We start from the raw sequence: 24,389 nt of genomic DNA on the forward strand, positions 1-24,389 counted from the left end.
ATGGTTTTTAATTTGTAGAAAATAGTTGTCTAGCGTAAAAGAAATTGTGTTGTTCTAATGAATAATATTGATGGATGCATCAGAAACTGTTCTTAAAAACTTGCTGAATAATTCCTGTAAAAGAAATCATTCAAAAATACTGCTTTTCTTGCAAAGTTTTAAAAAGAGTTAGTTTTTATCAATTAAATTGATGGTAAAAGTGTCTGTTTCTGAAATGTGAAAATATCCTAAAGGAAAGTTATCTTCATTTGTTGTATTTGTCATGTTTCCTAATAATGATGAAGGTACACTCTGAAAAGGACCACCAGAATTTTGACCACTTTGATTAATTAAAACTTCAAAATAGGTGTAAAACTCTTTTGTAATTCCAGACATTTTTATGTTTACTGTTTCGGGTAATTCTATATCATCTTCAGTGTAAAAAAATGAAAAATTATATTCAGAACCATTAAAATAACGATCATCTATGGATAGAAATAAATTTTTATCAAAATTAAATAAATAATAATTTTCAATTATAGGAGCGTCTTTAAATGTAACTTTTAATTCGGTTTCTTTTCCAGAGAATAGTGTTTCATCACCTTGTACAATACTTGTAAGTGGTGTTGATTTTATTTTGGTTGCTTTTCCTTTATAGGTTTCATTGTTATAGATTACAGTTAATTCGTATGCAAGATCATCTTCTGGAATAAAGGTGTTTGTTGGTAGGAAATTACCATCAGCATTTGTATCAGAAAAAAGAATAACCGCGTTGTTTGATAGGTTTGTTAAAAATACTGTGGCATTAGAAACAGTTGGAATTTCTTCATCAAAATAATCTGCTGATAACCTTAGTTTCACAACCGTATTTGCTACTATCGGATTTTGGTCAAAAAGTATTTCAAAAGTAGCATCAATAATTAATTTTGGCGCTATTGATGGAACATCAACATCTATTACTTTTTCACAATTTGCAAAAAAGAATATGAATAAAACGATAATAATTTTTATATTTTTCATTATTTATTTTTTATCAGCAAGAGACTTAAATCCCTTGTTAGAATTTAAAATTATAAGTAACGGAAGGTACTAAACCAAAAATAGAAGTTTGTATTGCTTCATTTTTATAGGTTTCTCTATTTTGTGTGAAATTTATAGAGGCGGCATTTTGCCTTCCGTAGGCATTGTAAATACCAAACACCCATTCTCCTTGCCATTTTCTATTTTTGTTCTTTTCTGGAGTTAATGTTGTAGAGATATCTAACCGATGATAAGAAGGTAATCTATCTGCATTTCTTCTATTATCTGCATAAATTGGCACATTTAAACCTTCAAATTCATATTGTCCTATTGGGTAATTTGTTGGTTGTCCTGTTTGAAAAACGAAATTAGCATTGAATTTCCATTTTTTATTCAACTCATAACTTGCATTGATAGAAAAATCATGGGTTTTATCAAACGCTGTATTGTACCACTCACTGTTATTTATTCCTGGTTCATTTGGGGTTCTACCTTCGGTTAATTGTTCTGATTTTGATAAGGTGTAGGCGAGCCAACCTTTTAATTTTCCTGTATTTTTTTTAAGTAGTAATTCTAAACCATAGGCTCTTGCTTTTCCGTTTAAAATTACAGTTTCAATTTCATTATTTGCAATTAAATTGGCGCCGTTTATATAGTCTATTCTGTTTTGAATTTTTTTGTAAAATACTTCAGTTTCTATAGAGTAATCGCCTTCTTTTAAAGATTTAAAATAACCAACAGCAAACTGATCTAATAATTGGGGTTTGATGTATTTGCCACTAGGTGTCCATACGTCTAAAGGAGTAGGGGAAGCGGTGTTAGATAATAAGTGTAAATACTGTGCCATTCTATTATAACTGGCTTTTATAGAAGTGGTATTGTCTAGTGTATAAGACATAGAAACTCTGGGTTCAAAGTTGTTAAAATTAGTAATAACATCGCTTCTTTTAAAAGTTTCTGTATCAATTGCTTCCCCAGATTCATATTTTTTGAATTCTTCATTGTAAATTACAGCTTCATCATTGGCGTAGCTATTTAATTCATCTTGTCCTAATCTTGTAAAGTTGCTAAAGCGAATGCCATATTGTAATCTTAGTTTGTTATTTAATTTATGTTCTGCGTCTATATAAGCGGCAAACTCGTTGGCATATTTGTCAATTAATTTTTCAGCAACAATTCCAGAATCTTCTCTGTTAGGAACAATTTCTCCTGGATTAAATTTTATGTAGATATTGTTAATACCATAACTTAATTTAAATTTATTGTTGATGTAATTCTTAAAATCATATTTAAGGTTGAAATTGGTTATTCCAGAATTCCATTCAAAGCCAACAAAATCTAAGGTTAATCCATAAAAATAATCAGAATAAATAATGGATAAGTTTGAGAATAGTTTATCAGAAAACAAATGATTCCAACGTAAATTACCAACGGTATTGCCGTAAGTGTTTACAAAATTATCACTGATACCAAAGACGTCTTTACCAAAATATCCAGAAAAGAAAATACTGTTTCTGTTGTTAATTCTAAAATTTACTTTTGTGTTTAAATCGTAAAAATAGGCTTTGTTATCATTGTCAAAAAGTGGTAAAAATAAATGAGCATAAGAAGATCTACCGCCCACTAAAAACGAAATTTTTTCTTTCTTAATAGGGCCTTCAATTAATAATCTAGAGGAAACCAAGCCAACACCTCCAGTAATATTAAAATCTTTACTGTTTCCTTCTTTTTGGTAAATGTCTAAAACGGAAGACAATCTACCTCCGTATTTCGCGGGAATTCCTCCTTTGTATAGTTTTACATCTTTTATCACATCTGGATTAAAAACAGAGAAAAAACCAAATAAATGCGACGAATTAAAGACAATGGCTTCATCTAATAAAATTAAATTTTGATCGGCAGCGCCGCCTCTAACATTAAATCCAGAAGCTCCTTCACCAGCACTGGTAACTCCTGGTAATAAGATTAAAGATTTAATGATGTCTGCTTCTCCTAATACAACGGGTATTTGTTTAATGGTTGTTGATGTTAGTTTGTTTACACTCATTTGTGGTGTTCTAACATTTAAGTTTTCTATATTACTTTCTATAACAATTTCATCCAAACGTTCAGTTTCTTCAGACATTTTGAAGTTTTTAGTTTGTTTTTCTGTAAGATTAATGGTTTCAATAATAGAAGAATAGCCCAAATAGCTTATTTCTATTTTATAGGTGCCTTCTGGAATTGTAAGAGAATAGAAGCCGTATTCATTGGTAGTAGTTCCTGAGTTTAAACTAGGGAAGTAGACAGAAACTCCAATTAAAGTTTCATTGTTGCTTTCATCATAAATGGTACCACTAATGGTGTTTTTTTCTTGAGAGAATACAGTTAAACTGAACAAAAATAGCAAAAAGAACAATTTTTTGAAACGACACATTTTGTTTAATGATTAAGTTGATAATATAAACAAAAATACAATACTTAATTTTAATGCAATGTTAATCAATAGTTTTTTATGTGTTAATTGAAAACAAAAAAAAAGTCGATGTTTACCACCGACTTTTTTTTAATAATAATAAGTATTTTTTAAAGAATTAAATAGATTCTAAAATAGTATTTAATGTTGCATTAGGTCTCATTGCTGCTGAAATTAATTCTTCATTAGGTAAATAATAACCAGCAATATCTACAGGATTTCCTTGAACTTTATTAAGTTCTGAAACAATTTTGTCTTCATTCGCTTTTAAGTCTTCAGCAACTTTAGTAAAAGTAGCTTTTAACGCTGCATCTTTATCTTGATTTGCTAATCCTTCTGCCCAATAGGTTGCTAAATAGTAGTGACTTCCTCTGCTATCTAGTTCTCCTGCTTTTCTTGAAGGAGATTTATCGTTTTCTAAGAATTTGTCTGTAGCATCATCTAAAGTTTCAGATAAAATTAACGCTTTAGAATTGTTGTTTGATGTTCCTAAATGCTCTAAAGAAACAGCCAATGCTAAAAATTCTCCTAAAGAATCCCAACGTAAATGGTTTTCTTCTAAAAATTGTTGCACGTGTTTTGGAGCACAACCACCAGCGCCAGTTTCAAACAAACCACCACCATTCATTAATGGAACAATAGATAGCATTTTTGCTGAAGTACCCACTTCTAAAATTGGGAATAAATCTGTTAAATAATCACGTAAAACATTACCAGAAACAGAAATAGTATCTTCTCCTTTTACAATTCTATTTAATGTAAATTCCGTTGCTTTTATAGGTGTTAAGATTCTAATGTCTAAACCAGTAGTGTCATGTGTTGGTAAATATAAATTTACTTTTTTAATGATTTCTGCATCATGAGCTCTGTTTTTATCTAGCCAAAAAACAGCTGGTGTTTCAGAAGCTCTTGCTCTTGTAACTGCTAATTTAATCCAATCTTGAATTGGTAAATCTTTTGCTTGGCACATTCTCCAAATATCTCCAGCTTCAACAGAATGTTCTAGTAAAACTTTACCACTAGCATCTACAACTTGTACTTTTCCAGCAGCAGCAATTTCAAAAGTTTTATCATGAGAACCATATTCTTCTGCTTTTTGAGCCATTAAACCAACATTTGGTACTGTACCCATTGTGGTAGGATCAAAAGCGCCATGTTTTTTACAAAAATCTATAGTTGCAGAGTAAATACCTGCATAGGCACTATCTGGTATAATTGCTTTTGTGTCTTGTAGTTTTCCTTCAGAATTATACATTTGCCCAGAAGTTCTAATCATTGCAGGCATAGATGCATCTACAATAACATCACTAGGTACGTGTAAGTTGGTAATACCTCTATCGCTATTTACCATTGCTAATTCTGCGCCATGATCTAGAGAATATCTAATGTCTTCTCTAATTTCATCACGTTTTTCTTTAGGTAATTCACTTAATTTTCCAAGTAATTGTCCAAAACCATTATTTACATCTACACCAATTTTCTTAAATGTTTTTCCATGTTTTTCAAATAAATCTTTAAAATATACACGAACGGCATGACCAAAAATAATTGGGTCACTTACTTTCATCATTGTTGCTTTCATGTGTAAAGAAAGTAGTACGTTTTTATCTAAAGCGTCTTCTACTTGTTCTTCTAAAAAATCTAACAATGCTTTTTTACTCATTACGGTAGCATCAATAATTTCACCATCTAATAGAGCTTGTTTTTCTTTTAAAACAGTTATATTACCAGCAGTATCTGAGTGAATTATTTTAACATCAGTTGCTTTTTTTAAGGTAATAGACTTCTCATTATGTGCAAAGTCACCTTCCGTCATTGTTGCAACATGTGTTTTAGAGTCTTTAGACCAAGCTCCCATTGAATGTGGGTTTTTTCTTGCAAAATTTTTCACAGCTTTTGGCGCTCTTCTATCAGAATTTCCTTCACGTAAAACTGGGTTTACAGCAGATCCTTTTACTTTGTTATACAATGTAGCAACCACTTTGTCTTCATCAGATATTATTTCTTCCGGATACTCTGGTAATGCATACCCCAAAGCTTGTAATTCTTCTATTGCATCTTTAAGTTGTGGAACAGATGCGCTAATGTTTGGTAATTTTATAATATTTGCGTCTGGCTGATTTGCTAAATCACCTAAAACAGCTAAGGCATCTTCTACTTTTTGTTCGTCGGTTAAATAGTCAGAAAAATTAGCAAGAATTCTTGCTGCTAAAGAAATATCTTTTATTTCAATTTCTATGTTAGAAGTTTTTGTAAAAGCCTTTACAATAGGTAAGAAAGATCTTGTTGCTAAAGCAGGAGCTTCATCAGTTTTTGTGTAAATTATTTTAGCTATTTTGCTCATTTTGACGTATATTTTAGATATTATTTTTTTAATACGAAATGCTTTTCGTTTTAAAAAGTACGGCAAAAATATGAATTAAAAATTACAATTTTATTGATTAATTATTATTAATTATATTGCTTTGTTGTGAATGTAATAATAAAAAATATGAATTGATAGGAATATGGTTTTTTGTAAAAATAAAAGCCATATCATACAATTTCTTGCAGTGATATGGCTTCTTTGAAATAGTGTTATCGTACTGAATTACATTGCTGCAAGTTCAAATAAAAGTTTCCTTTTATATTTCTTTTTTTACAAAGAAATTATTTATTACTACTTCGGTTTTTGAAACATCCTTAATTATAAATAAGCCTAAACTTTTTCAAATTTTTATTAATGTTTCGGTTGTTGTCATTAAAATGGAACATTTTCAGATCTGTTAATTATTTTCATAATTGTACAGGTTTCACTTAAAATTTCGATTTAGTTTTTCAAATAAAAAGCTATTTTAATTTGTTGTATTTAATAAACAATAAGTTAATGAACGATAATTTTAGTAATTATGATATAAAGATAGTATTATTTTACGAATATGCAAATATTTATAGGTGATAATTATTAACATTGTATGAACTGTACTTGTAAACAATTGTTAACTAAAAAAGCGCTGTGATAAAATCACAACGCTTTTTAGATACTTTTATGTAAAAGAAATTATCTTCTTTTTTCAGTAATTCTAGCTTTTTTACCAGTAAGACCTCTAAAGTAGAAAATACGCGCTCTACGTACTTTACCTCTTTTATTAACTTCAATTTTTTGAATAGAAGGTAAGTTAACAGGAAAAATTCTTTCTACTCCAACAGTACCAGACATTTTTCTGATAGTAAAAGTTTCTGAAGTTCCGCTTCCTTTACGTTGAATAACTACACCTCTAAAAAACTGAGTACGTACTTTTTCACCCTCTTTAATTTCGTAATACACAGTAATTGTATCACCTGCAGCAAATTCTGCATATTCTTTTTTTGGTACAAATTCGTCTTGTACAAATTTTAATAAAGCTTCCATATTTATATGTTTATGGTTTTTGTAAATCAACTTTCACGATTTCTTCGTCAGAGGTTAATTTAGCGCTTGCAAAAGTAATAATTATTTTTTGTTGATAAAACTAAAATTAATTATTTTTTATTTTAATTGTTTTGTGAGTAAAAAACGAAGCACCAGGTAGTTTCTGAATATTTATTAAAATAAATACCTTAGTTTTTTTTATGAATATAATGAGCGACTCTGTTTTGTGTAAAAATTTACAATGTTATTCATCAAGTAAGTCTGGTCTTATTTGTTGAGTTCTTTTGTAAGCTTGGTTGCTTCGCCAATCATCAATTTTTGGAAAATTACCAGATAATAATATTTCCGGAACCTTTGTGCCTTCAAACTCAGCAGGTCTGGTATAAACAGGTGGTGATAATAAATTATCTTGAAAAGAATCTGTGAGCGCAGATTGTTCGTCTCCAATTACACCAGGAATTAAACGTACAACAGCATCTACTAAAACAGCTGCAGCTAATTCGCCGCCAGTTAAAACATAATCGCCTATAGATATTTCTTTGGTGATAAAAAGATCTCGTATCCGTTGATCTACACCTTTATAATGTCCTGTTAAAATTAAGATGTTTTCTTTTAAAGAAAGGGTGTTTGCTGTAGATTGATTTAGCGTTTTAGCATCTGGCGTCATGTAAATGATTTCATCATATTGACGTTCAGATTGTAATTTTCGTATGCAATTTGCAATAGGTTCTATCATTAAAACCATACCAGCGCCTCCGCCAAATTGAGTGTCGTCTATTTGTCTGTAGTTGCCCAAACCAAAGAGGCGTAAATCGTGTAAATAAATTTCTGCTAGTCCTTTATTTTGAGCACGCTTTATGATGGAGTGTTCAAATGGACTTTTTAGTAATTCTGGAGAAACAGTAATGATATCTATGCGCATGCTTGCAAAAGTACAAGAATTTAAAATCTTATTCGGAATATTTTATACACTTTGTTAAAGGTAATAGTGGATTATTTTTTTTTGAGTTTTTGCTACTAAGAAAATATATTAGCATGTAATTAAAGTAGGTGTTTTAGTGTTTTTTACATTAAAAAGTGATAAATTGTTGTATCAATAATACTATTAAAAATACAATGTATTCAGGGCTTTTTTTAATAATTTAATACTTACACCATGGCAAAAATTTTATCAGTAAAATTAGTTTCAATTCCAGAAGTTATTATTGTGAATGATAGTAACAACGATTTTACAATTGATGCAAAAATAGAATTCCATGAATTAGACCTACAATTAAAGATGGAATATTGTTTGCATTTATTTGTATATGAAGTTCATGGGCAATTAGACGCACCACTTATTGTTTCTAACTGGGATGAGAGTAGGGTAGTGTCCATTTCGCAAGATAGAAAAGATGAGTATTTAGGCAGAGAAACAAAAATGATTGTGGCTACATTAAAAAAGCAATCGTATGAGATTCCTATGAGCTTAAATCTGGGTAAATTAACAAATAGAAGTTCTCATTTTTCAAAGAAAATAGAAGTGTTTGCTACAATGACGCCCGCTATTGGTAGAGCTTCTAAATGGTCTCTTCCTTTTGAGTCAAAAATTGTATTTTAATGTATTTATCAACATAAAGAAAACAATAATACTTTAAAGAGTAGGTGTTTGGTGTGTTTTGTTGATGATAAATTAAAAGTGAATTATAATTCAGTTTTTTAAAACAATATTGGTATACATACTATTAACAGTTTGTATTAATGGTTCAGAAGCTAATTTTTTTAATAGTTACGTGAAATTGTTAATTTAAAATGAACAAACAAAGAGTTTCTGTGCGAAGTTTCTTTAAAAAGAACAGATATTTTAAGTATTTTTGAAGTATTGGCAAAAGTTGCTTTGTAAATTTTATTAATTGAATACTAATTTTAAAAATCGCTATTTCATTCATTATTTAATAACCGCAGCATGGTAACTATAGTAATAAAGTATGAGTTTTTGTGAGGTCATTTTTAAAATAATGAACAGATTTTATGAATGTTGATTTTTTTATTAAGTTTCCTTTATTCTGGTTTAAAGATAAGAAATATACCAAAGAATTAGCAGCTATTATAAATAGTGTAGGCACTTATTGCAAGACAACTAATACATTTAAAAATACATGAATACAGTAACCAAGGTAGCTATTCAAAAAAATATCTTAAAAACGTTTCAAGAAGATCTACAAACGTATACTAAAAAATTAGATACAATACATAATAGAATAGAGCTTAAGTCATATATAGCGCATGAATTTAAAGCATTTATAGAATGCTTTATAGTGTTTGGTGATGAAATAAGTACAACATCTTCTAATGCAAATGATATATATATGGTAAACTATGTATTGTCAGAAGGTTTTAAAATTGTTGCGCTATTACACAGAGATGTTTTTTTGGAATTAAACAAGGTTTCAATTTCAAATCAGGAAAATCAATTAACGGAAAATCAAATCTATAATCATTATACAAGTTCTAAGACTATTTTAGAAAAAAAATTAGTAGATTTTAACAATCTAATCGTATTAGATAAGAACGCTACCAACAATACGAACGCTGTTTATAAAAAAAATGCCCAAAAAATATCCTTACAAAAAAATCCTTGGGATATTTACAAATCTCAATATAAAACTATAATTAATCAGTTAAAAGAAATTGATATACAAAAAGTATTGGCATTTGAAACTATTGTTACTTTTAATAACCTAAAACAAGTGGTAATAGATATTACAACCAATCATAACCTATTGGTGAATGAGATGGAAAAAATAGAAAACCATATTTTTAATAATACAAAAGATAGTTTAGATCATGATAGACTTTATACTTATGTTGATGAGCAATTGGCTGTAAAAACTACTATAGAAAATAAACATTTTACTTTTTCAGAGACCGTTAATAATCAAATTAATCAACTACAAAAATTAGCAATACCCATTAGCGCAAAAGGTGGTTTGTTGTCTGTTAGAGAAATAGAACTCAAAAAAATAACTCAAAAATGGTTTGATTATCAAATTCTGCCAGAATTTATGGATTTAGTAAACATAGAAACTAGCTTAATTAGTAAATTTAATCTTAGTCTGCTAAACCTTAAGAATAGTTTACAGTATTCAAAAGAGAAACAAGAAGATGTTAAAATTGATACTATTTTAAGTACATTATCTCATCTAAAAGAAGACGTAAAAAAGATTAAGGAAAGTGGTAAAATTATTTCTCAATCACTAATTAATAAAGTAAATACGAAACTTTTAGTTACCCACTTAATTCAAGGGAAAGATTTTCTTGATGTTACTTTAAATTCTTCTTTACATATTGAGCGCAATTCCATTATAAAGAAAATAAAGGATGTTTTTAAAGAAAGAACGTTGTATTTTAATTCGCAATATAAAAAGTCTTTGCAATATGAAGCGCTATCAAATATGGAGCTTTCTACCCAGTGTATATCGCATAGAATGTTTCAGAATAAAAACACGCATTATGATTCTTTATTTCTAAACAAGCAGTTTATTGGAGATTTGTTTTTAATTCCTAGAAAAAGTCAAGAACATAAAATGAAACAAATTGTAGCTCATTGGAATGAAGGGTTTCATAAATCTGTTTTAATTACAGGAGACAGATTAAGTGGTAGAAGCACTTTTTTAGATTATTGTGCAAAGAAATTTTTTGGAAAAGATATTGTTGTGTTACAACCAAATAGTGATGCAACTATTGATGGTAGAAAATTTAATACAACAAATGATTTAAAAGAGGCGCTTCTTTATATAAAAAATAATAATGGAAAAAGCACAAGACCTATTATTCTTATTGATGATTTAGAGTTGTGGAGAGATGATAAATTTAGTTTTTTGTACAATATAAAAGCATTGGTAAACTTTATTGAAACAACTTCTGATGAAACATTTGTGATGGCTTCTACAACAAACATAATGCTAGATCATTTAAACAATCGTATGAATTTTTCTGATGCTTTTAGTCGTGTAATTAATATAAATGAGGCTGATGAAGATGAAATAATAAACGCAATTTTATTACGTCATGGCGCTGCACATAGAGATTTATTTTCTGAAGATTTAGAAGTTATTTCAGAAAATAAAATTCGTAGACTTTCGCTTAAATTGTGTAAGAATAACGCGTATAATTTTGGGAACACGCTTCAATCTTGGACCTTTCATACCTCTGTACAAGACGATGAAAAAGTGGTGTTCAAAGAATCTTTTTATGAATTTTTAGATTTTTTCACAGCACAAGAGATTATCATTCTTAAACAAGTTTTAGTTTTTAAATTTATTTCTGAATTTAGTATTAAAAACGTAACAACTACGTCTTTTGATGCAGAATTTAAATCTGCATTAAGGCGTTTGGTAAATGTGAAAGTATTGTTGAGAGATTTAAACGGTAGTTTGTACTTAAACCCAGTTGTTGTAAACGATGTTGCAAGAATTGTAAATAACAAAATTAACACTTAATTTATGGATACTAATATCACATGGTTTAACTTTTTTACTGTTATTGCTACGTTAATTGCCTTGTACGTTTTTTTAATAATAGTGTTGCGATTTCTTCCTCAGATTTTCAAAAGAAATTCAGTAATTCATAAAGTTAGTCTAGTCTTAAATAAGATTATTGAAATATATAAACCTTCTGCTGTATTGTTTATATTGTTGAGTTTTGTAAGTATAGATTATAAGATTCATGGTGTTCTTTTCTTGCTTTTTTTAGTGATTACTTTTTCATATATAAAACGCTATCTACATGGTGTTTTGTTTAAAATAAATCCGTTAGTAAATATTGGATCTAACATTTCTACAGGTGAGTTTAAAGGTGATATTAGTAAATTTTTACATTTTGGACTTATTATAAATGAAGTAGAAGGAAATAGATTTATCAATTATTCATTTATAGATAAAAATGGTTTTAGTATTAATCAGAATGATATTGCTTCCGTTAGAAGAACAATTTATATTTATGAACAAGATAAAAGCTCACCAATTCTAGACCTGCTTTTTGAAAATCCGAATATAGATTTTAAGAACAAACCTATTATAAAAAAGATTCCTAATGAAAAAACGCTTCAACTTCAAGTTGCCTTAGAAAACGGAGCTAAAATGGAATCTCTTCTTGCATATTTAAATAAAAATAATATTAAAACTAGTTCAACAAAAATTTAAGGAATATGGAAATTCTATCATCTTATAACCTCATTATTGAAGTTTCATTAATAATAATCATTTCCTTTATTTTTAATGGAATTTCAAAGAAAACAAGTGTCCCTGCTGTGTTAATGTTAATTATTTTAGGAGTTGGTTTACAGTATGCCTTAGAATACTTTACTACAGATAAGTTAAATTTTTTACCAATTTTAGAAGTATTAGGTATTGTTGGTTTAATAATGATTGTTCTTGAAGCTGCTTTAGAATTAGAGCTAAAACGAGAAAAGTTAATACCAATTTTAAAATCTATGGCTATTGCTCTTATTGGTTTGGTAAGTTCTGCATGGGTTGCCGCTTTAATTTTGTATAATTTTATACCAGAAATGAGTATGCAGTCTGCTTGGCTGTATGCAACACCTTTGTCTATACTTTCTAGTGCTATAATTATACCAAGTGTGGGGCTTTTAAATGTTGATAAAAAGGAATTTCATATTTACGAAAGTACTTTTTCTGACATTATGGGAATTATGATGTTTTACTTTTTAATTGGTAAATTAAACCCTACTGAAGACTCTGGAGTTGTTGGTTTTACTGGTAATATTTTGTTAACTATAGTAATCTCTTTAATTGCTAGTTATGCCATAATTTTAATATTCCAGAGAATTAAGAGTCAGGCAAAATTATTTTTATTAATTGCGGTGTTGTTGTTGTTGTATGCGCTTGGTAAGAAAATGCATTTATCATCACTTATAATCATTTTAATTTTTGGATTAGTAATTGCAAATATGAAGGTGTTTTTCTCTGGGAAATTGGCTAAATATTTAGAGTTTAAAAAGGCGCATCAAATTTATCATGAATTACATATTATTACCTTAGAAACCGCTTTTGTAGTAAGAACCTTCTTTTTTGTAATATTTGGTTTAACAATAGCCATTACTTCGCTTTTTAATTTGAATGTTGCCTTAATTAGTTTATCCATTATTGCATCTATTTATATCATTAGATTTATGCTGCTAAGAATTTTTGTGGGTAGCGATATTTTACCGCAACTTTTTATAGCACCGCGTGGATTGATAACAGTGTTGCTTTTTTATGCAATTCCGGCAGAAGCACAAGTTGCTACTTTTGAGCCTGGTATTCTCTTATTTGTAATTATTGGTACAAGTTTAATTATGACTGGCGCAATGATTTTTGATAAGAGAAGGAGTTCTAAAGCTACACAAATAGCAAGTTCAAATGCGGTTGGAAATGTAAAATGGGAAGCACCTACAATAGAATCTTCTAATATTTAGAAGGTTTAGGTGAGCTGTTTTATTATAAAGAAAAATTGTATTTTAAAAGAAAGGACACTATAAATACTTTGTTAAAAGTGTGTATAGTGTCCTTTTTAATTCAACCAATAAACCAATAAAAATATTGTTATTTTTTCAAAAACACGGTAAGACTTAAGGCGCCATGTGCACCAATTACTAATGATTGTTCTATATCGGCAGTTTTAGAAGGACCGGCTATAAACACACCAAAATCGGAATTTATAATAGGTAATTTGTCATACGCCTGATGCATATACGCTACAATATCTTTAGCTGATAAAACCAAAACCAGATGCTTTGTAATAAAAGGCAACACACGTACTGGTATGTTGTTGTCTGATAACCAAATAGCGCCGTTTTCTGCAACGCCCAATTTACTTTCTAAAATTAAAACATCTAAATCTTCTAAGTCATGTGGTTTCTGTAAAGAAGCTAAAGAAATAGTGTTAAAAGATGTGCTGTTGTCTAAGTTAGAGAAATTTACTTTTGTGTCTGGAAATGTTTTTTGAATGAGTGGTATAATTTCTTCGTTAGAATTTGCGGCAATAACATTACCACCAACAACTTCTACTTTTTTAGTAAATTCCTGTATCAGGTCTAATCCTTCGTCAAAAATAGAAGGATTGATAATTGGTAAATCTAGAAGTTCTGGTTTATTTGCCTTTATTCTGTCTAATATTTGATTTCTACTTCCCATAATTTAACTTTTTTTCTCGTTCTCTCTATCTGTAAACCATTGATCAAAACTTTTCTTAGGACCTAAAGGTAAATCTCTCGCTTTTCCCCATGCATTTGGTTTAGAGTTAATGACAGCTTTTGGTAAATTTCTTAAAGACCAACGTGCAACTTTTCCTACCATTTCAAATTGACCAGGATTTTCAAATATTTTACCCATTGCTTTCATGGATACTTTTTTAACAAAAGGCTGTGGAGTTTCTTTGGTAATTATTTGTCGCCATTTGTATAACTGCGTATGTATGTCGATTTTTACAGGACAAACATCTGAACAAGAGCCACAAAGTGTGGATGCAAATGGTAATGTACTGTGTTTTTTTAAATCTTTTCCTGGTGATAAAATAGAGCCAATTGGTCCTGGTATTGTAGCATCATAACTATGTCCGCCACTTCTTCTGTAAATAGGACAAGTATTCATACAAGCACCACAACGAATACAGTGTAATGAAGCTCTAAAATCTGGTCTGCTTAATTGTTCAGAACGACCATTGTCTACAATTACAATGTGCATTTTAGCACCTTTTCTCGCTTTTTTAAAGTGAGATGAGTAGGTAGTAATTGGTTGTCCGGTTGCAGATCTTGCCAATAATCTTAAAAATACGCCTAAATGTTCTTGCTTCGGAATAATTTTTTCTACACCCATAGAAGCAATATGAACCGGCGCTAAATGTGCGCCCATATCTGCATTTCCTTCGTTGGTACAAACAACAAAACCTCCAGTTTCCGCAATGGCAAAATTTACACCTGTAAGAGCTGCATCTGCTTCAATAAATTTGGTTCTTAAATGTTTTCTTGCTTCGCCTGTTAAATATTGAGGATCTCCATCGCAGGGTTTTGTGCCTAAATGTTCTTGAAATAATTCATCTACTTCATGTCTGTTTTTATGAATTGCAGGTAAAACAATATGGCTTGGTGCTTCTTTTGCTAATTGTACAATGCGTTCTCCTAAATCTGTGTCTATAACTTCTATGTCTTCTGCTTCCAAAAAAGGATTCAAATGACATTCTTCCGTTAACATAGATTTACTTTTAACTATTTTTTTGGCATTATTATCTTTAAGAATCTGAAGTACAATTTTATTGTGTTCTTCGGCATTTGCAGCCCAATGAACTTCTACGTCATTTTTTATTGCGTTTTCTTCAAACTGAATTAAATAATTGTCTAAGTTAGACAGCATGTGTGCTTTAATTCCGTGACCTAGGTTTCTTAATTCTTCCCAGCCTTCTACATTATGAACAGATAAATCTCTTTTATGACGCACAAACCACAAGGCTTTGTCGTGCCAATCAACCCTTTTTTCGTCTTTATTAAAAATACTTGCTAATTTTGAATGACTCATTTTTTGGTATTTTAATTATAGATTGCTGTTTAAGATTTCAGCAATATGCAATATTTTTAAAGGGTGATTGTTGCGATTAACCAAACCTTCTAAATGCATTAAGCAAGAAGTATCTGTAGCTGTTATTACTTCTACACCGCTATCTAAATGATCTTTAATTTTATCTTTTCCCATTTTTACAGAAACTGCTTCTTCAGTAACGGCAAAAGTACCTCCAAAGCCACAGCATTCGTCGTTTCTATTTAAAGGCATTAATTCTGCTCCTTTTACTTCTTGCAGCAATTCTTCGATATAAGAATATTTATTACCAACAACTTCAGAGCAAGAACCTAAACGCAGGCCTCTTAAACCATGACAGCTTTTATGCACGCCAATTTTATGAGGGAAAGCAGCGCCAACATCTTTTATTTTTAAGATATTAAGTATAAAATCACATAATTCATATACATTATTTCTAACCTTTACAACTTCTTCTGTTTGAGGAATAATATTATAGTGTTTTTTCACATGATACGCACAACTTCCAGAAGGAGTAACGATGTAATCAAAATCTTTAAAATTTTCTACAAAATTATTGCAAGCACCAACAGATTCATATTCAAAACCAGAGTTTGCCATAGGTTGCCCGCAACAAGTTTGTCCTGAAGGATAGCTAACTTCAATATTTAGTTTTTCTAAAAGTTCTATGGTTGCAATTCCAACTTGTGGGTATAACTGATTAATGTAACAAGGAATAAATAGACCTACTTTCATGTGTAATAATGATTAATAATGATATCAATTTTATTTATAAATTTTCATAGTTCTATATCCGTAAACTGCAATAAAGCAGAAACAAATAAAAGGTAAAATAAATGAAAAGTTAACTCCAGAAAACGGACCAATTTTTTCCATATCTATCATTAAACCTTGTAATATTGGCATTAAAGCTCCACCAACAATTGCCATTACCAAACCTGCAGCACCTAAAGCAGAATCTTCTTCACTTAATCCGTTTAAAGCAATTCCGTAAATAGTTGGGAACATTAAAGACATAAATGCAGAGGTTGCAACTAATAAATATAAACCAGTCATTCCTTCAATTAAAATAACTCCTGCAATGGTAGTCATTGCACCAAGTGCGAAAATCATTAGTAATTTTTTAGCGTTGATATATTTCATCATAAAAGTACTGATAAACCTACTTCCTAAGAAAATAGACATGGCAACAATATTAAAGTTTTGCGCTGTTGATTTTGCGATACCTAAATTTCCTGCATATTGAATGATGAATGTCCAACACATAATTTGTGCTGCTACATAAAACATTTGAGCTAAAACACCTTCTTTGTACTTTCCGTTAGCAAACAATCTTTTAAAAGAATCTGATGCACTAGAATATTTTTGAGTAGTGTCTCTTTTTGGCATTTTAGTAACTGCAATTAAAACAAGCATTGCTATCACCACAAAACCAAGAATTACATACGGGTTTCTAATGATACCCAAGTCATGTGTTCTAATAATTGCTTTTTGTGCTTCGTCTAAAGTGCTAAAAATTAGTTCACCTGCTTCGTTTCTTTTATCAGAATCTAAGGCTACTAAAATAAATTTTGAAGCCACAAACATTCCGAATAAAGACCCAATAGGGTTAAAGGCTTGTGCTAAATTTAAACGTTGAGTGGCTGTGCGTTCATCTCCCATAGAAAGGATGTATGGGTTTGCTGTTGTTTCTAAAAACGCCAATCCGAATGTTAGAATATAAAGTGATCCTAAAAAGAAGCCAAAGACTTCAAATTGGGCTGCTGGAAAGAATAATAAGGCTCCTATTGCGTATAATGTTAAGCCTAAAAGAATTCCTTTTTTATAGCTATATTTTCTAACAAATAAAGCTGCAGGTATTGCCATAGTTGCATACCCGCCATAAAAAGCAAGTTGTACCAAAGCGGCTTTGGCGGTAGAGATTTCCATAACAGTACCAAATGCGGCAACCATTGGGTTGGTAATATCATTGGCAAAACCCCATAAAGAAAATAATGAAGTAATGATAATAAAAGGTATTAGAGCTTCTTTAGAAACTACGGGTATTTTTGTTGTGTTAGACATTTTGTTTTTTTATTTAATAGAAAAACACTTTTAAAAAGATACTTAATTTGGGGGTTATCTATATTTAAAAGTGTTTCTAATTATGTTTTACTAATTCTATCTGTATTGTGCATATATAACTTTGGTTTGAAGATATTCTTCCATTCCATGTTTACCATCAGCACCACCAATTCCAGATTTTTTCCAACCAGCGTGGAAACCTTGAATTGCTTCAAAATGTTCTCTGTTAATATATGTTTCTCCGTATTGTAATTCTTCTGCAGCATGCATTACTTTGTTAAAGTTTTCAGAGAATATAGAAGATGTTAATCCAAATTCACAGTCATTCGCTAGAGCAATAGCTTCATCAAGAGTACCAAATTTCATCACTGGTAAAACAGGACCAAATACTTCTTCTTGAATAATTTGCATGTTTTGTGTTACATTGGTTAATAAGGTTGGTTGGTAAAAATAACCTTTATTAAATTCACTCATACCAGACCCACCAACTACAACTTCTGCACCTTCTTTTTTAGCATATTCTACCATTTCGGTAACTTTATCTAATTGTGCTTTAGAAACCAAGGCACTCATATCTGGGTTGTTTTCAGAAAAAGCATCTTCTACTTTTAAAGTTTTCATTTTTGCTGCAACCATATCCAAAAATTGATCATGAATAGATTCTTCTACATAAAGACGTTCTGCACAGTTACATACTTGTCCGCTAAAAGTAACTCTTGAGGTAACAACTGCATTCACAGCCAATTCTAAATTAGCATCTGCACATACAATAGCAGGTGCTTTACCACCTAATTCTAAAGATACTTTTGTAATGTTTTCTGCAGCTGCACGCATTACCATTTGACCAGCGCCAACACTACCTGTTAAACTAATAATTCCTGTAATTGGACTTCTTGAAAGTGCATCACCTACAATACTACCTTTACCACAAACATAGTTTAATACACCTGCAGGCATTTTTATAGCTTCAATTAGTTTCGCAAATTCCATAACGGTATTAGGTGCAATAGAACTTGGGTTTATAACACAAGTATTACCTGTAATTAAAGAACCAGCAACTTTTCTAGCCATTACAAAGAAAGGAAAGTTCCAAGGTAAAATACCTACAGCTACACCAATTGGTGCTTTGTGTAAAAAGATGTGTTCTTTACTACGATCACTTTGTATGATTTCTCCTTCTATTCTTCTTGCAAAACCTGCATAGTAATCAAAATAATCTGCAGTAACATCAATTTCAACTTGCGCTAAACCTATTACTTTTGCTTGCTCTGCTGCTAATGTTTTTGCTAAGGATATTCTGTTTTGGCGAATAACATCGGCCATTTTATTTAAATAATTAGCTCTTTGAATTGCAGGAAGAGATTTCCATCCATGTTGAGAAGCTTGTGCTGCTTCTAAAGCTAATTGAGCATCCACTTTACTACCTACTGGCATTAAAGATAAAACTTCTTCGGTACAAGGATTTAAAATTTCAATTACATCTGTAGATGTAGATTTTACAAATTTCCCGTTGATAAACTGTTCAAATTGCTGCATAAAATATTGTTTAAGTTAATTGTATTTATAAAAAAGTAATCAAAAAATGTAATTTGTATTTTTGAAAACTGCTTGTTTTTTAGGTAAACTAGGATGCTTGTTTTTAGATAAACAAGTATGCTAGTTAAACCCGATAAGCAAATTTATTAATAGAAGTGATTAAAATTTTTATCCATATTAAGCAATAATATGTACAATTTAAACATGTTCTTAATTTTAAATAGAAAAATGTGTCTAAAATCTATGTGGAGGTGGAAAAAGTGGCGTTGATAAAAAAAAGGATTATTGAACTATGTGTATTTTCCAGATTTATAAATGCCAGGAGTTAAACCGGTAATTAATTTAAACACTCTAGAAAAATGGTATCTATCTGAAAAGCCTAAATCAAAAGCAACATCTTCTATGGTTTTGTTAGTGTGTTCAAACAACTCACAAGATCTTGCAATTTTTCTATTTTGAATAAAATTATGAAGTGAAATATTCATTTCTTTTTTGAATAAACGCGCAAATGAATTAGGGGCCATGTTAACAATGGTGGCAATTTCTGCATTACTTAATTTTTTTTCAATATTAGCTTCAATAAAACGAATTACTTTTAAAACACGATCATCTATATTTATGGCTTTCCAAAGTTCTGGACCTATATTAGTAAGTGTTTCTTTAATAAATGCTTGCAATTTTAAATTAAACGTTAATTTAAAATCTTTGTTTTCAATTTTTAATCTACCTGTTAAATACTCTAATCTATCTTTTAAGAAATCTGTTACTTCAATTTTTAAGATACCAGGATATACGTTATCAAAAGGAACACCTAGGTTAAAATGAATAAAAAAATGAATTAGTGATGAATCTATATAATCGTTTTCGTCAAATTCACTTGTTAAGTGTCTTCCTTCAACATGAATGCCATTATTATAAATATGTTTTTTTGAAAAACGAGAAGAAAAAGAGGTAAAGGGTGGAATTATATATAAAGTATCTGGTGTCATTTTATAAACTTCATCTAAATGAATTAATTCTCCACCTTCATTTCTATTCCAATAAATTCTCCAGAATGGAAAAATCATATCATGGCAATCCCATAAATTTAGCAACCAGTACCTACAACATAGCAACTTTAATTTTAGATCTATAAAATTTTGAAAGTTGGATGAAGGATCTCCTAATTCTATTTTTTTTACAAACTTCAAAATATGAATATGTTTAAATTAGATACAATAATACTCTTTTTTAATATTTTTCAGGGTGTATTCTGCAAGTATTTTTATTATATCAAAATGTGCTAGAATATATAAGAGATTAGGACTTTCTTTCAGCAGTAGAGATAGAATTATAAAAAGTCATTAACCATATTTCCAAAATTAGATAATTTTTATATGTAGTTCATAACGACTACTTTTTAAAGTTCCAGTTTTTGTTAAAACTCCTTTATCAACCATATCTTTTAAATCTCTAGTAGCGGTTGAAGCTGATGTTTTAGCAATTTTGGTATATTTTTCGGCACTCAAGCCACCTATAAAACCAGTATGTCCTGCTTCAAAAACTCTTAACAATACTTTATTTTGTCTTTCGTTTAATTGATTTTTATTTCGTTCAAAAAACTTTGCTTTTTCTATAATAAAATCAACACGTTTTATAGTGTTTTCTTGAGCACTTAAAATAGTTTCACTAAAGTATTGTAACCAATTAGTAATTTCTAATGTTGCATTGTTGGTTTCAAGTGATGTGTAATACATTTTTTTATTATCTTCTATGGTGTATGATAATGAACTTAATGTTGGTTGTTTAGAACTGATGGCAATAGATTTCTCAGTTAATGCTCTTGCAATTCTTCCGTTCCCATCTTCAAAAGGATGAATACAAACAAAATATAAATGTGTAATACTAGCTTTTGCCAGTGGTAATATACTTGTATTGTTTGGGTGATGAACTTGATTAAACCACAGAATAAATTGTTCCATTTCGATAGGCACTTTGTCCGATGGAGGGGCTTCAAAATGGATAGTGGGTTTATCAAGTCTTCCAGAAACAACTTGCATTGGATCTGTATGTGTTCTATAGCTTCCAATATTTGCTAAATCTCTTCTACTATAGGTGATCATTTTATGCCAATCAAATAGCTGCTTATGACTTAATGGTTTATTGAAGTTATGATACAAATCGACCATCATTTCAGAAATTCCAAGTTCTGCGGGTGCTATTTTTCTTTTATTCGTAGCAAAACCAAGATTTTTTTTAATAGAGGATTGTACACTTTCTCTATTCAAAATTTCGCCTTCAATTTCTGAAGTTTTTATAGCTTCTTCACTAAGTATTTCTACTAATAAATCATCTTTAGAGACACCTTCTATATGTTTTATAGCGCCCAATACAAGCCCTGAATTTTTAGAAAATTGCATTTCTAATTGTTCAAGAATCTCTTTGTTGTATGTAAAATGAGGCCATTCTTTGTGTAACCAATTCCAATTTTTATACGCCATGAGCTATAAATGTGTTTTGTATAGCTCAAATATAATGAAATTATGAGCTATAATTATGTTTATATAGCTCATTTATTATTTTGAATTGATAAAATAAATTAGACTTTAGAAAATTAGCTGTTTTATCAAGATTAACAAATGACAGGGTAGGACTTATTAATAAAAAATTAGCTTTAGAAAATAAGCTAGAAACTAATACTATAATAAATAAGGCTTTAGAAGATGTCATTTTTGCTTTTACAAAAGTAAAGGAAGAAGAAATGGTATTTCATCTAATGAATTAATCAAAAACGTTTAGAACAAAAAAGAATTATCAATTACGAATGTAGAATTACGAGTTATGAATTACGAATTACGAATTAAGAATTATGAAAGAAAATATGGTACAAGTAAAATTTTAAATCTAGGTAAATCATTTTTCTATGTTAGAAAAAAATCTGCATTTATCAACGTAATCAGCGGGGAATTAAAAAAACGGCTCATTAAGCATCAAGTAGCAATACCATTAGTGAATATAACCACATAAAAACATAACCATTAGTGAGTGTAATCACCAAAAAACATAACCATTGGTGATTACGATGTAATAATTTGTACATTTGTATAAAAATTAAAACATGTATCAACGTACATTAAAAGCAACTTTAGAAAGTAAAATAAATAAAGGAAAGGCTATTATTTTAACAGGACCAAGACAAGTTGGTAAAACAACTTTATTAAAAGATCTTGTTGATACTAAGAAATATCTTTTTTTAGATGGAGATGATTCTACTGTAAGAAGCCTTTTAAACAACCCAAATACAGAACAAATTAAAAGTATTATAGGTTCTCATAAACTTGTTTTTATAGATGAAGCACAAAGAATAGAAGGTATTGGTTTAACGCTAAAAATTATTATAGATCAATTAAAAGATGTACAGTTATTTGTAAGTGGTTCTTCATCATTTGATCTGTCTACAGTATTAAATGAACCTTTAACTGGTAGAAAATGGGAGTATGAATTACACCCAATAAGTTGGGAAGAATTTGAAGACAAACAAGGCTTTTTAGTAGCAGAACAACAACTAGAAAATAGATTATTATATGGCTTTTATCCAGATGTTTTAAATAATATTGGAGAAGAACAAGAGATTTTAAAACAACTCGTAAATAGCTACCTATACAGAGACATATTAGCGTTTTCAAATATTAGAAAACCAGAAGTGCTAGAAAAACTAGTTCAGGCTTTAGCTTTACAATTAGGAAGTGAAGTAAATTATAATGAGTTGGCTCAAATTGTAGGAGTTGATAAAAATACGGTTTCTAATTACATCGATATTCTAGAAAAAGGAGACGTAATTTTTAAATTGAAAAGCTTTAGTAGTAACCTAAGAAAAGAAATTAAAAAGAATAAAAAAATATATTTCTATGACAATGGTGTTCGTAATATGATACTAGGCAACTTTACCCCTTTAGATTTAAGACAAGATAAAGGTGCTTTGTGGGAAAACTTTTTAATTTCAGAACGTTTAAAGCAGCATAGCTATAAAAACACAAATACCAAAATGTATTTCTGGAGAACAAAGCAACAACAAGAAGTAGATTTAGTTGAACAAAAAAATGGAATTATCACTGGCTTTGAGTTTAAATGGAGTGCAAATAAAAAAGTAAGATTACCCAAAACTTTTGTAAATGAATACAACGCAAAAGAAGAAATTATTGATAGAACAAATTTTAGAAAATTTACGACAATTTAAGAAATATCAATTATGAATTTGGAATTATCAATTATGAATTACGAATGTAGAATTACGAATTATGAATTACGAAAGAAAATATAGTCTAAATAAAATTTTAAATCTAGGTAAATCATTTTTATATGTTAGAAAAAAATCTGCATTTATCAGCGTAATCAGCGGGGAGTTAAAAAAACGGCTCATTAAGCATCAAGTAGCAATACCATTAGTGAATATAACCACATAAAAACAGAACCAAAAGTGAATGCAAAACAAATTATTTAACCAAAGAACAAACAACACCATTACTAAATGATATAGAAGAATTATTATGAATTATTGGAAGCATCCAAAAAACAATTAGAAATTCGTAATTAAAAATTGATAATTCTAAAGCGTAATTCTAGAGCGAAGTTGAGAAAAAACAATCTCTATAATAAACAGATTGCCGCGTCGTTCCTCCTCGCAATGACATCAGAATACTAAAAAAAAAGCTAAGAACAAATATGGACAAACAGCTTTAAAAGCTGTACAAAATTATAAAGACTCTTATTCTATTGTAGAGATATGGTCGAGAGCTGCAAAAGAAATTTTTCCTAACTCAAAAAGTTCACAAGAAAAAGGGTGTCCGAAAGGTACTTTTTTAGGTTTGTGTGAGGCAGGCTTGGTAAAAGGCATACCAAAAGGAAATTATACAAAGTCCGTTAAAAATAAAGAATATGCTTTAAAAGCTATAGCCATTTTAAAACAAAATACCCAAACTACATTGTCTCCAAAAGAATTGTGGGAGCAATTAGAACTAGGAGATAAAAGATCTAATTCTCAAATGGATGTTGTTTTGGCTCTTTGGGAGAATGGGTTGATTGTTAGTTAAACAGCTATTGAAAAATCAGAAAAATGAATACAATTAAGATTTTATTCTCATTAAATATTTATTTGCTATTTGTTCCATTTCTTCTTGTGTAGAAATTTTATTTTCCAAAACCCATTTTGTCACTATTTCTTTATCAAAATATAATTTTTTACCTTTTTTTGAGTGAGGTATATTATTAGAGCTAGTCATTTTGTAGATACTTGAAGAGTAGAATTTAAAACTGTACAAAAGATGTTATTTACACCTTTTTTGATGTTGTTAAAAAACAAAACCCTCTAAATCAAACGATTAGAGGGTTTTTTTGT

The 24,389-nt window shown here is 29.6% G+C and carries 17 protein-coding genes and 1 pseudogene; 6 read left to right on the top strand and 12 right to left on the bottom strand.

The window, feature by feature from the left end; translation table 11 throughout:
• Window positions 1-168: 168 nt before the first annotated feature.
• The 5 genes from ACSHW5_RS07765 to trmD form a co-directional block, all read right to left on the bottom strand.
• Window positions 169-999, bottom strand: coding sequence for a DUF4249 family protein (locus ACSHW5_RS07765; RefSeq protein WP_435675550.1), 831 nt, complete (start codon window positions 997-999; stop codon window positions 169-171).
• A gap of 37 nt (window positions 1,000-1,036) precedes the next feature.
• Complete coding sequence (locus ACSHW5_RS07770) at window positions 1,037-3,415, bottom strand: TonB-dependent receptor (RefSeq protein ID WP_435675551.1); 2,379 nt, start codon at window positions 3,413-3,415, stop codon at window positions 1,037-1,039.
• 157 nt (window positions 3,416-3,572) lie between these two features.
• Window positions 3,573-5,798 carry an NADP-dependent isocitrate dehydrogenase gene (locus tag ACSHW5_RS07775; RefSeq protein ID WP_435675552.1) on the bottom strand — a complete coding sequence of 742 codons (2,226 nt, stop codon included), beginning with the start codon at window positions 5,796-5,798 and terminating at the stop codon, window positions 3,573-3,575.
• A gap of 696 nt (window positions 5,799-6,494) precedes the next feature.
• Complete coding sequence (gene rplS / locus ACSHW5_RS07780; RefSeq protein WP_435675553.1) at window positions 6,495-6,845, bottom strand: 50S ribosomal protein L19; 351 nt, start codon at window positions 6,843-6,845, stop codon at window positions 6,495-6,497.
• A gap of 244 nt (window positions 6,846-7,089) precedes the next feature.
• Window positions 7,090-7,767 carry a tRNA (guanosine(37)-N1)-methyltransferase TrmD gene (trmD, locus tag ACSHW5_RS07785; RefSeq protein ID WP_435675554.1) on the bottom strand — a complete coding sequence of 226 codons (678 nt, stop codon included), beginning with the start codon at window positions 7,765-7,767 and terminating at the stop codon, window positions 7,090-7,092.
• Window positions 7,768-8,001: 234 nt separating this feature from the next.
• Here trmD and ACSHW5_RS07790 point away from each other — a divergent pair, with 234 nt between their 5' ends.
• The 4 genes from ACSHW5_RS07790 (at window position 8,002) to ACSHW5_RS07805 (ending at window position 13,302) form a co-directional block, all read left to right on the top strand.
• On the top strand, window positions 8,002-8,445 hold the full coding sequence (locus ACSHW5_RS07790) for a hypothetical protein (RefSeq protein WP_435675555.1): 444 nt from the start codon (window positions 8,002-8,004) through the stop codon (window positions 8,443-8,445).
• Window positions 8,446-8,983: 538 nt separating this feature from the next.
• On the top strand, window positions 8,984-11,326 hold the full coding sequence (locus ACSHW5_RS07795) for a hypothetical protein (RefSeq protein WP_435675556.1): 2,343 nt from the start codon (window positions 8,984-8,986) through the stop codon (window positions 11,324-11,326).
• A 3-nt stretch (window positions 11,327-11,329) separates the two neighbouring features.
• Window positions 11,330-12,028 carry a hypothetical protein gene (locus ACSHW5_RS07800; protein ID WP_435675557.1) on the top strand — a complete coding sequence of 233 codons (699 nt, stop codon included), beginning with the start codon at window positions 11,330-11,332 and terminating at the stop codon, window positions 12,026-12,028.
• A gap of 5 nt (window positions 12,029-12,033) precedes the next feature.
• Window positions 12,034-13,302 carry a cation:proton antiporter domain-containing protein gene (locus ACSHW5_RS07805; RefSeq protein ID WP_435675558.1) on the top strand — a complete coding sequence of 423 codons (1,269 nt, stop codon included), beginning with the start codon at window positions 12,034-12,036 and terminating at the stop codon, window positions 13,300-13,302.
• Window positions 13,303-13,429: 127 nt separating this feature from the next.
• Here the strand turns inward: ACSHW5_RS07805 and ACSHW5_RS07810 are convergent, their stop codons facing one another.
• From ACSHW5_RS07810 to ACSHW5_RS07840, 7 genes are all read right to left on the bottom strand, one after another.
• Window positions 13,430-14,020, bottom strand: coding sequence for a LutC/YkgG family protein (locus tag ACSHW5_RS07810; RefSeq protein ID WP_435675559.1), 591 nt, complete (start codon window positions 14,018-14,020; stop codon window positions 13,430-13,432).
• Between the two features lie 3 nt (window positions 14,021-14,023).
• Window positions 14,024-15,397: a lactate utilization protein B gene (locus tag ACSHW5_RS07815; protein WP_435675560.1), complete on the bottom strand. Its 1,374-nt coding sequence runs from the start codon at window positions 15,395-15,397 to the stop codon at window positions 14,024-14,026.
• A gap of 15 nt (window positions 15,398-15,412) precedes the next feature.
• On the bottom strand, window positions 15,413-16,150 hold the full coding sequence (locus ACSHW5_RS07820) for a (Fe-S)-binding protein (RefSeq protein ID WP_435675561.1): 738 nt from the start codon (window positions 16,148-16,150) through the stop codon (window positions 15,413-15,415).
• Window positions 16,151-16,180: 30 nt separating this feature from the next.
• Window positions 16,181-17,479 carry an L-fucose:H+ symporter permease gene (gene fucP / locus ACSHW5_RS07825; RefSeq protein WP_435675562.1) on the bottom strand — a complete coding sequence of 433 codons (1,299 nt, stop codon included), beginning with the start codon at window positions 17,477-17,479 and terminating at the stop codon, window positions 16,181-16,183.
• A gap of 96 nt (window positions 17,480-17,575) precedes the next feature.
• Complete coding sequence (gene aldA, locus ACSHW5_RS07830; protein ID WP_435675563.1) at window positions 17,576-19,015, bottom strand: aldehyde dehydrogenase; 1,440 nt, start codon at window positions 19,013-19,015, stop codon at window positions 17,576-17,578.
• A 290-nt stretch (window positions 19,016-19,305) separates the two neighbouring features.
• Entirely contained in the window at window positions 19,306-20,205 is a 900-nt protein-coding gene (locus tag ACSHW5_RS07835) for a helix-turn-helix domain-containing protein (protein ID WP_435675564.1), read from the bottom strand.
• 171 nt (window positions 20,206-20,376) lie between these two features.
• On the bottom strand, window positions 20,377-21,495 hold the full coding sequence (locus tag ACSHW5_RS07840; RefSeq protein ID WP_435675565.1) for a Fic family protein: 1,119 nt from the start codon (window positions 21,493-21,495) through the stop codon (window positions 20,377-20,379).
• A gap of 617 nt (window positions 21,496-22,112) precedes the next feature.
• Here ACSHW5_RS07840 and ACSHW5_RS07845 point away from each other — a divergent pair.
• Together ACSHW5_RS07845 and ACSHW5_RS07850 are read left to right on the top strand one after the other, a co-directional pair.
• Entirely contained in the window at window positions 22,113-23,231 is a 1,119-nt protein-coding gene (locus ACSHW5_RS07845; RefSeq protein ID WP_435675566.1) for an ATP-binding protein, read from the top strand.
• A gap of 490 nt (window positions 23,232-23,721) precedes the next feature.
• Window positions 23,722-24,084 (top strand): annotated as a pseudogene (locus ACSHW5_RS07850) (DUF6979 family protein); the annotation flags it as partial.
• Window positions 24,085-24,389 lie beyond the last annotated feature (305 nt).

The organism is Polaribacter sp., from assembly GCF_051251875.1.
Classification (GTDB): domain Bacteria; phylum Bacteroidota; class Bacteroidia; order Flavobacteriales; family Flavobacteriaceae; genus Polaribacter.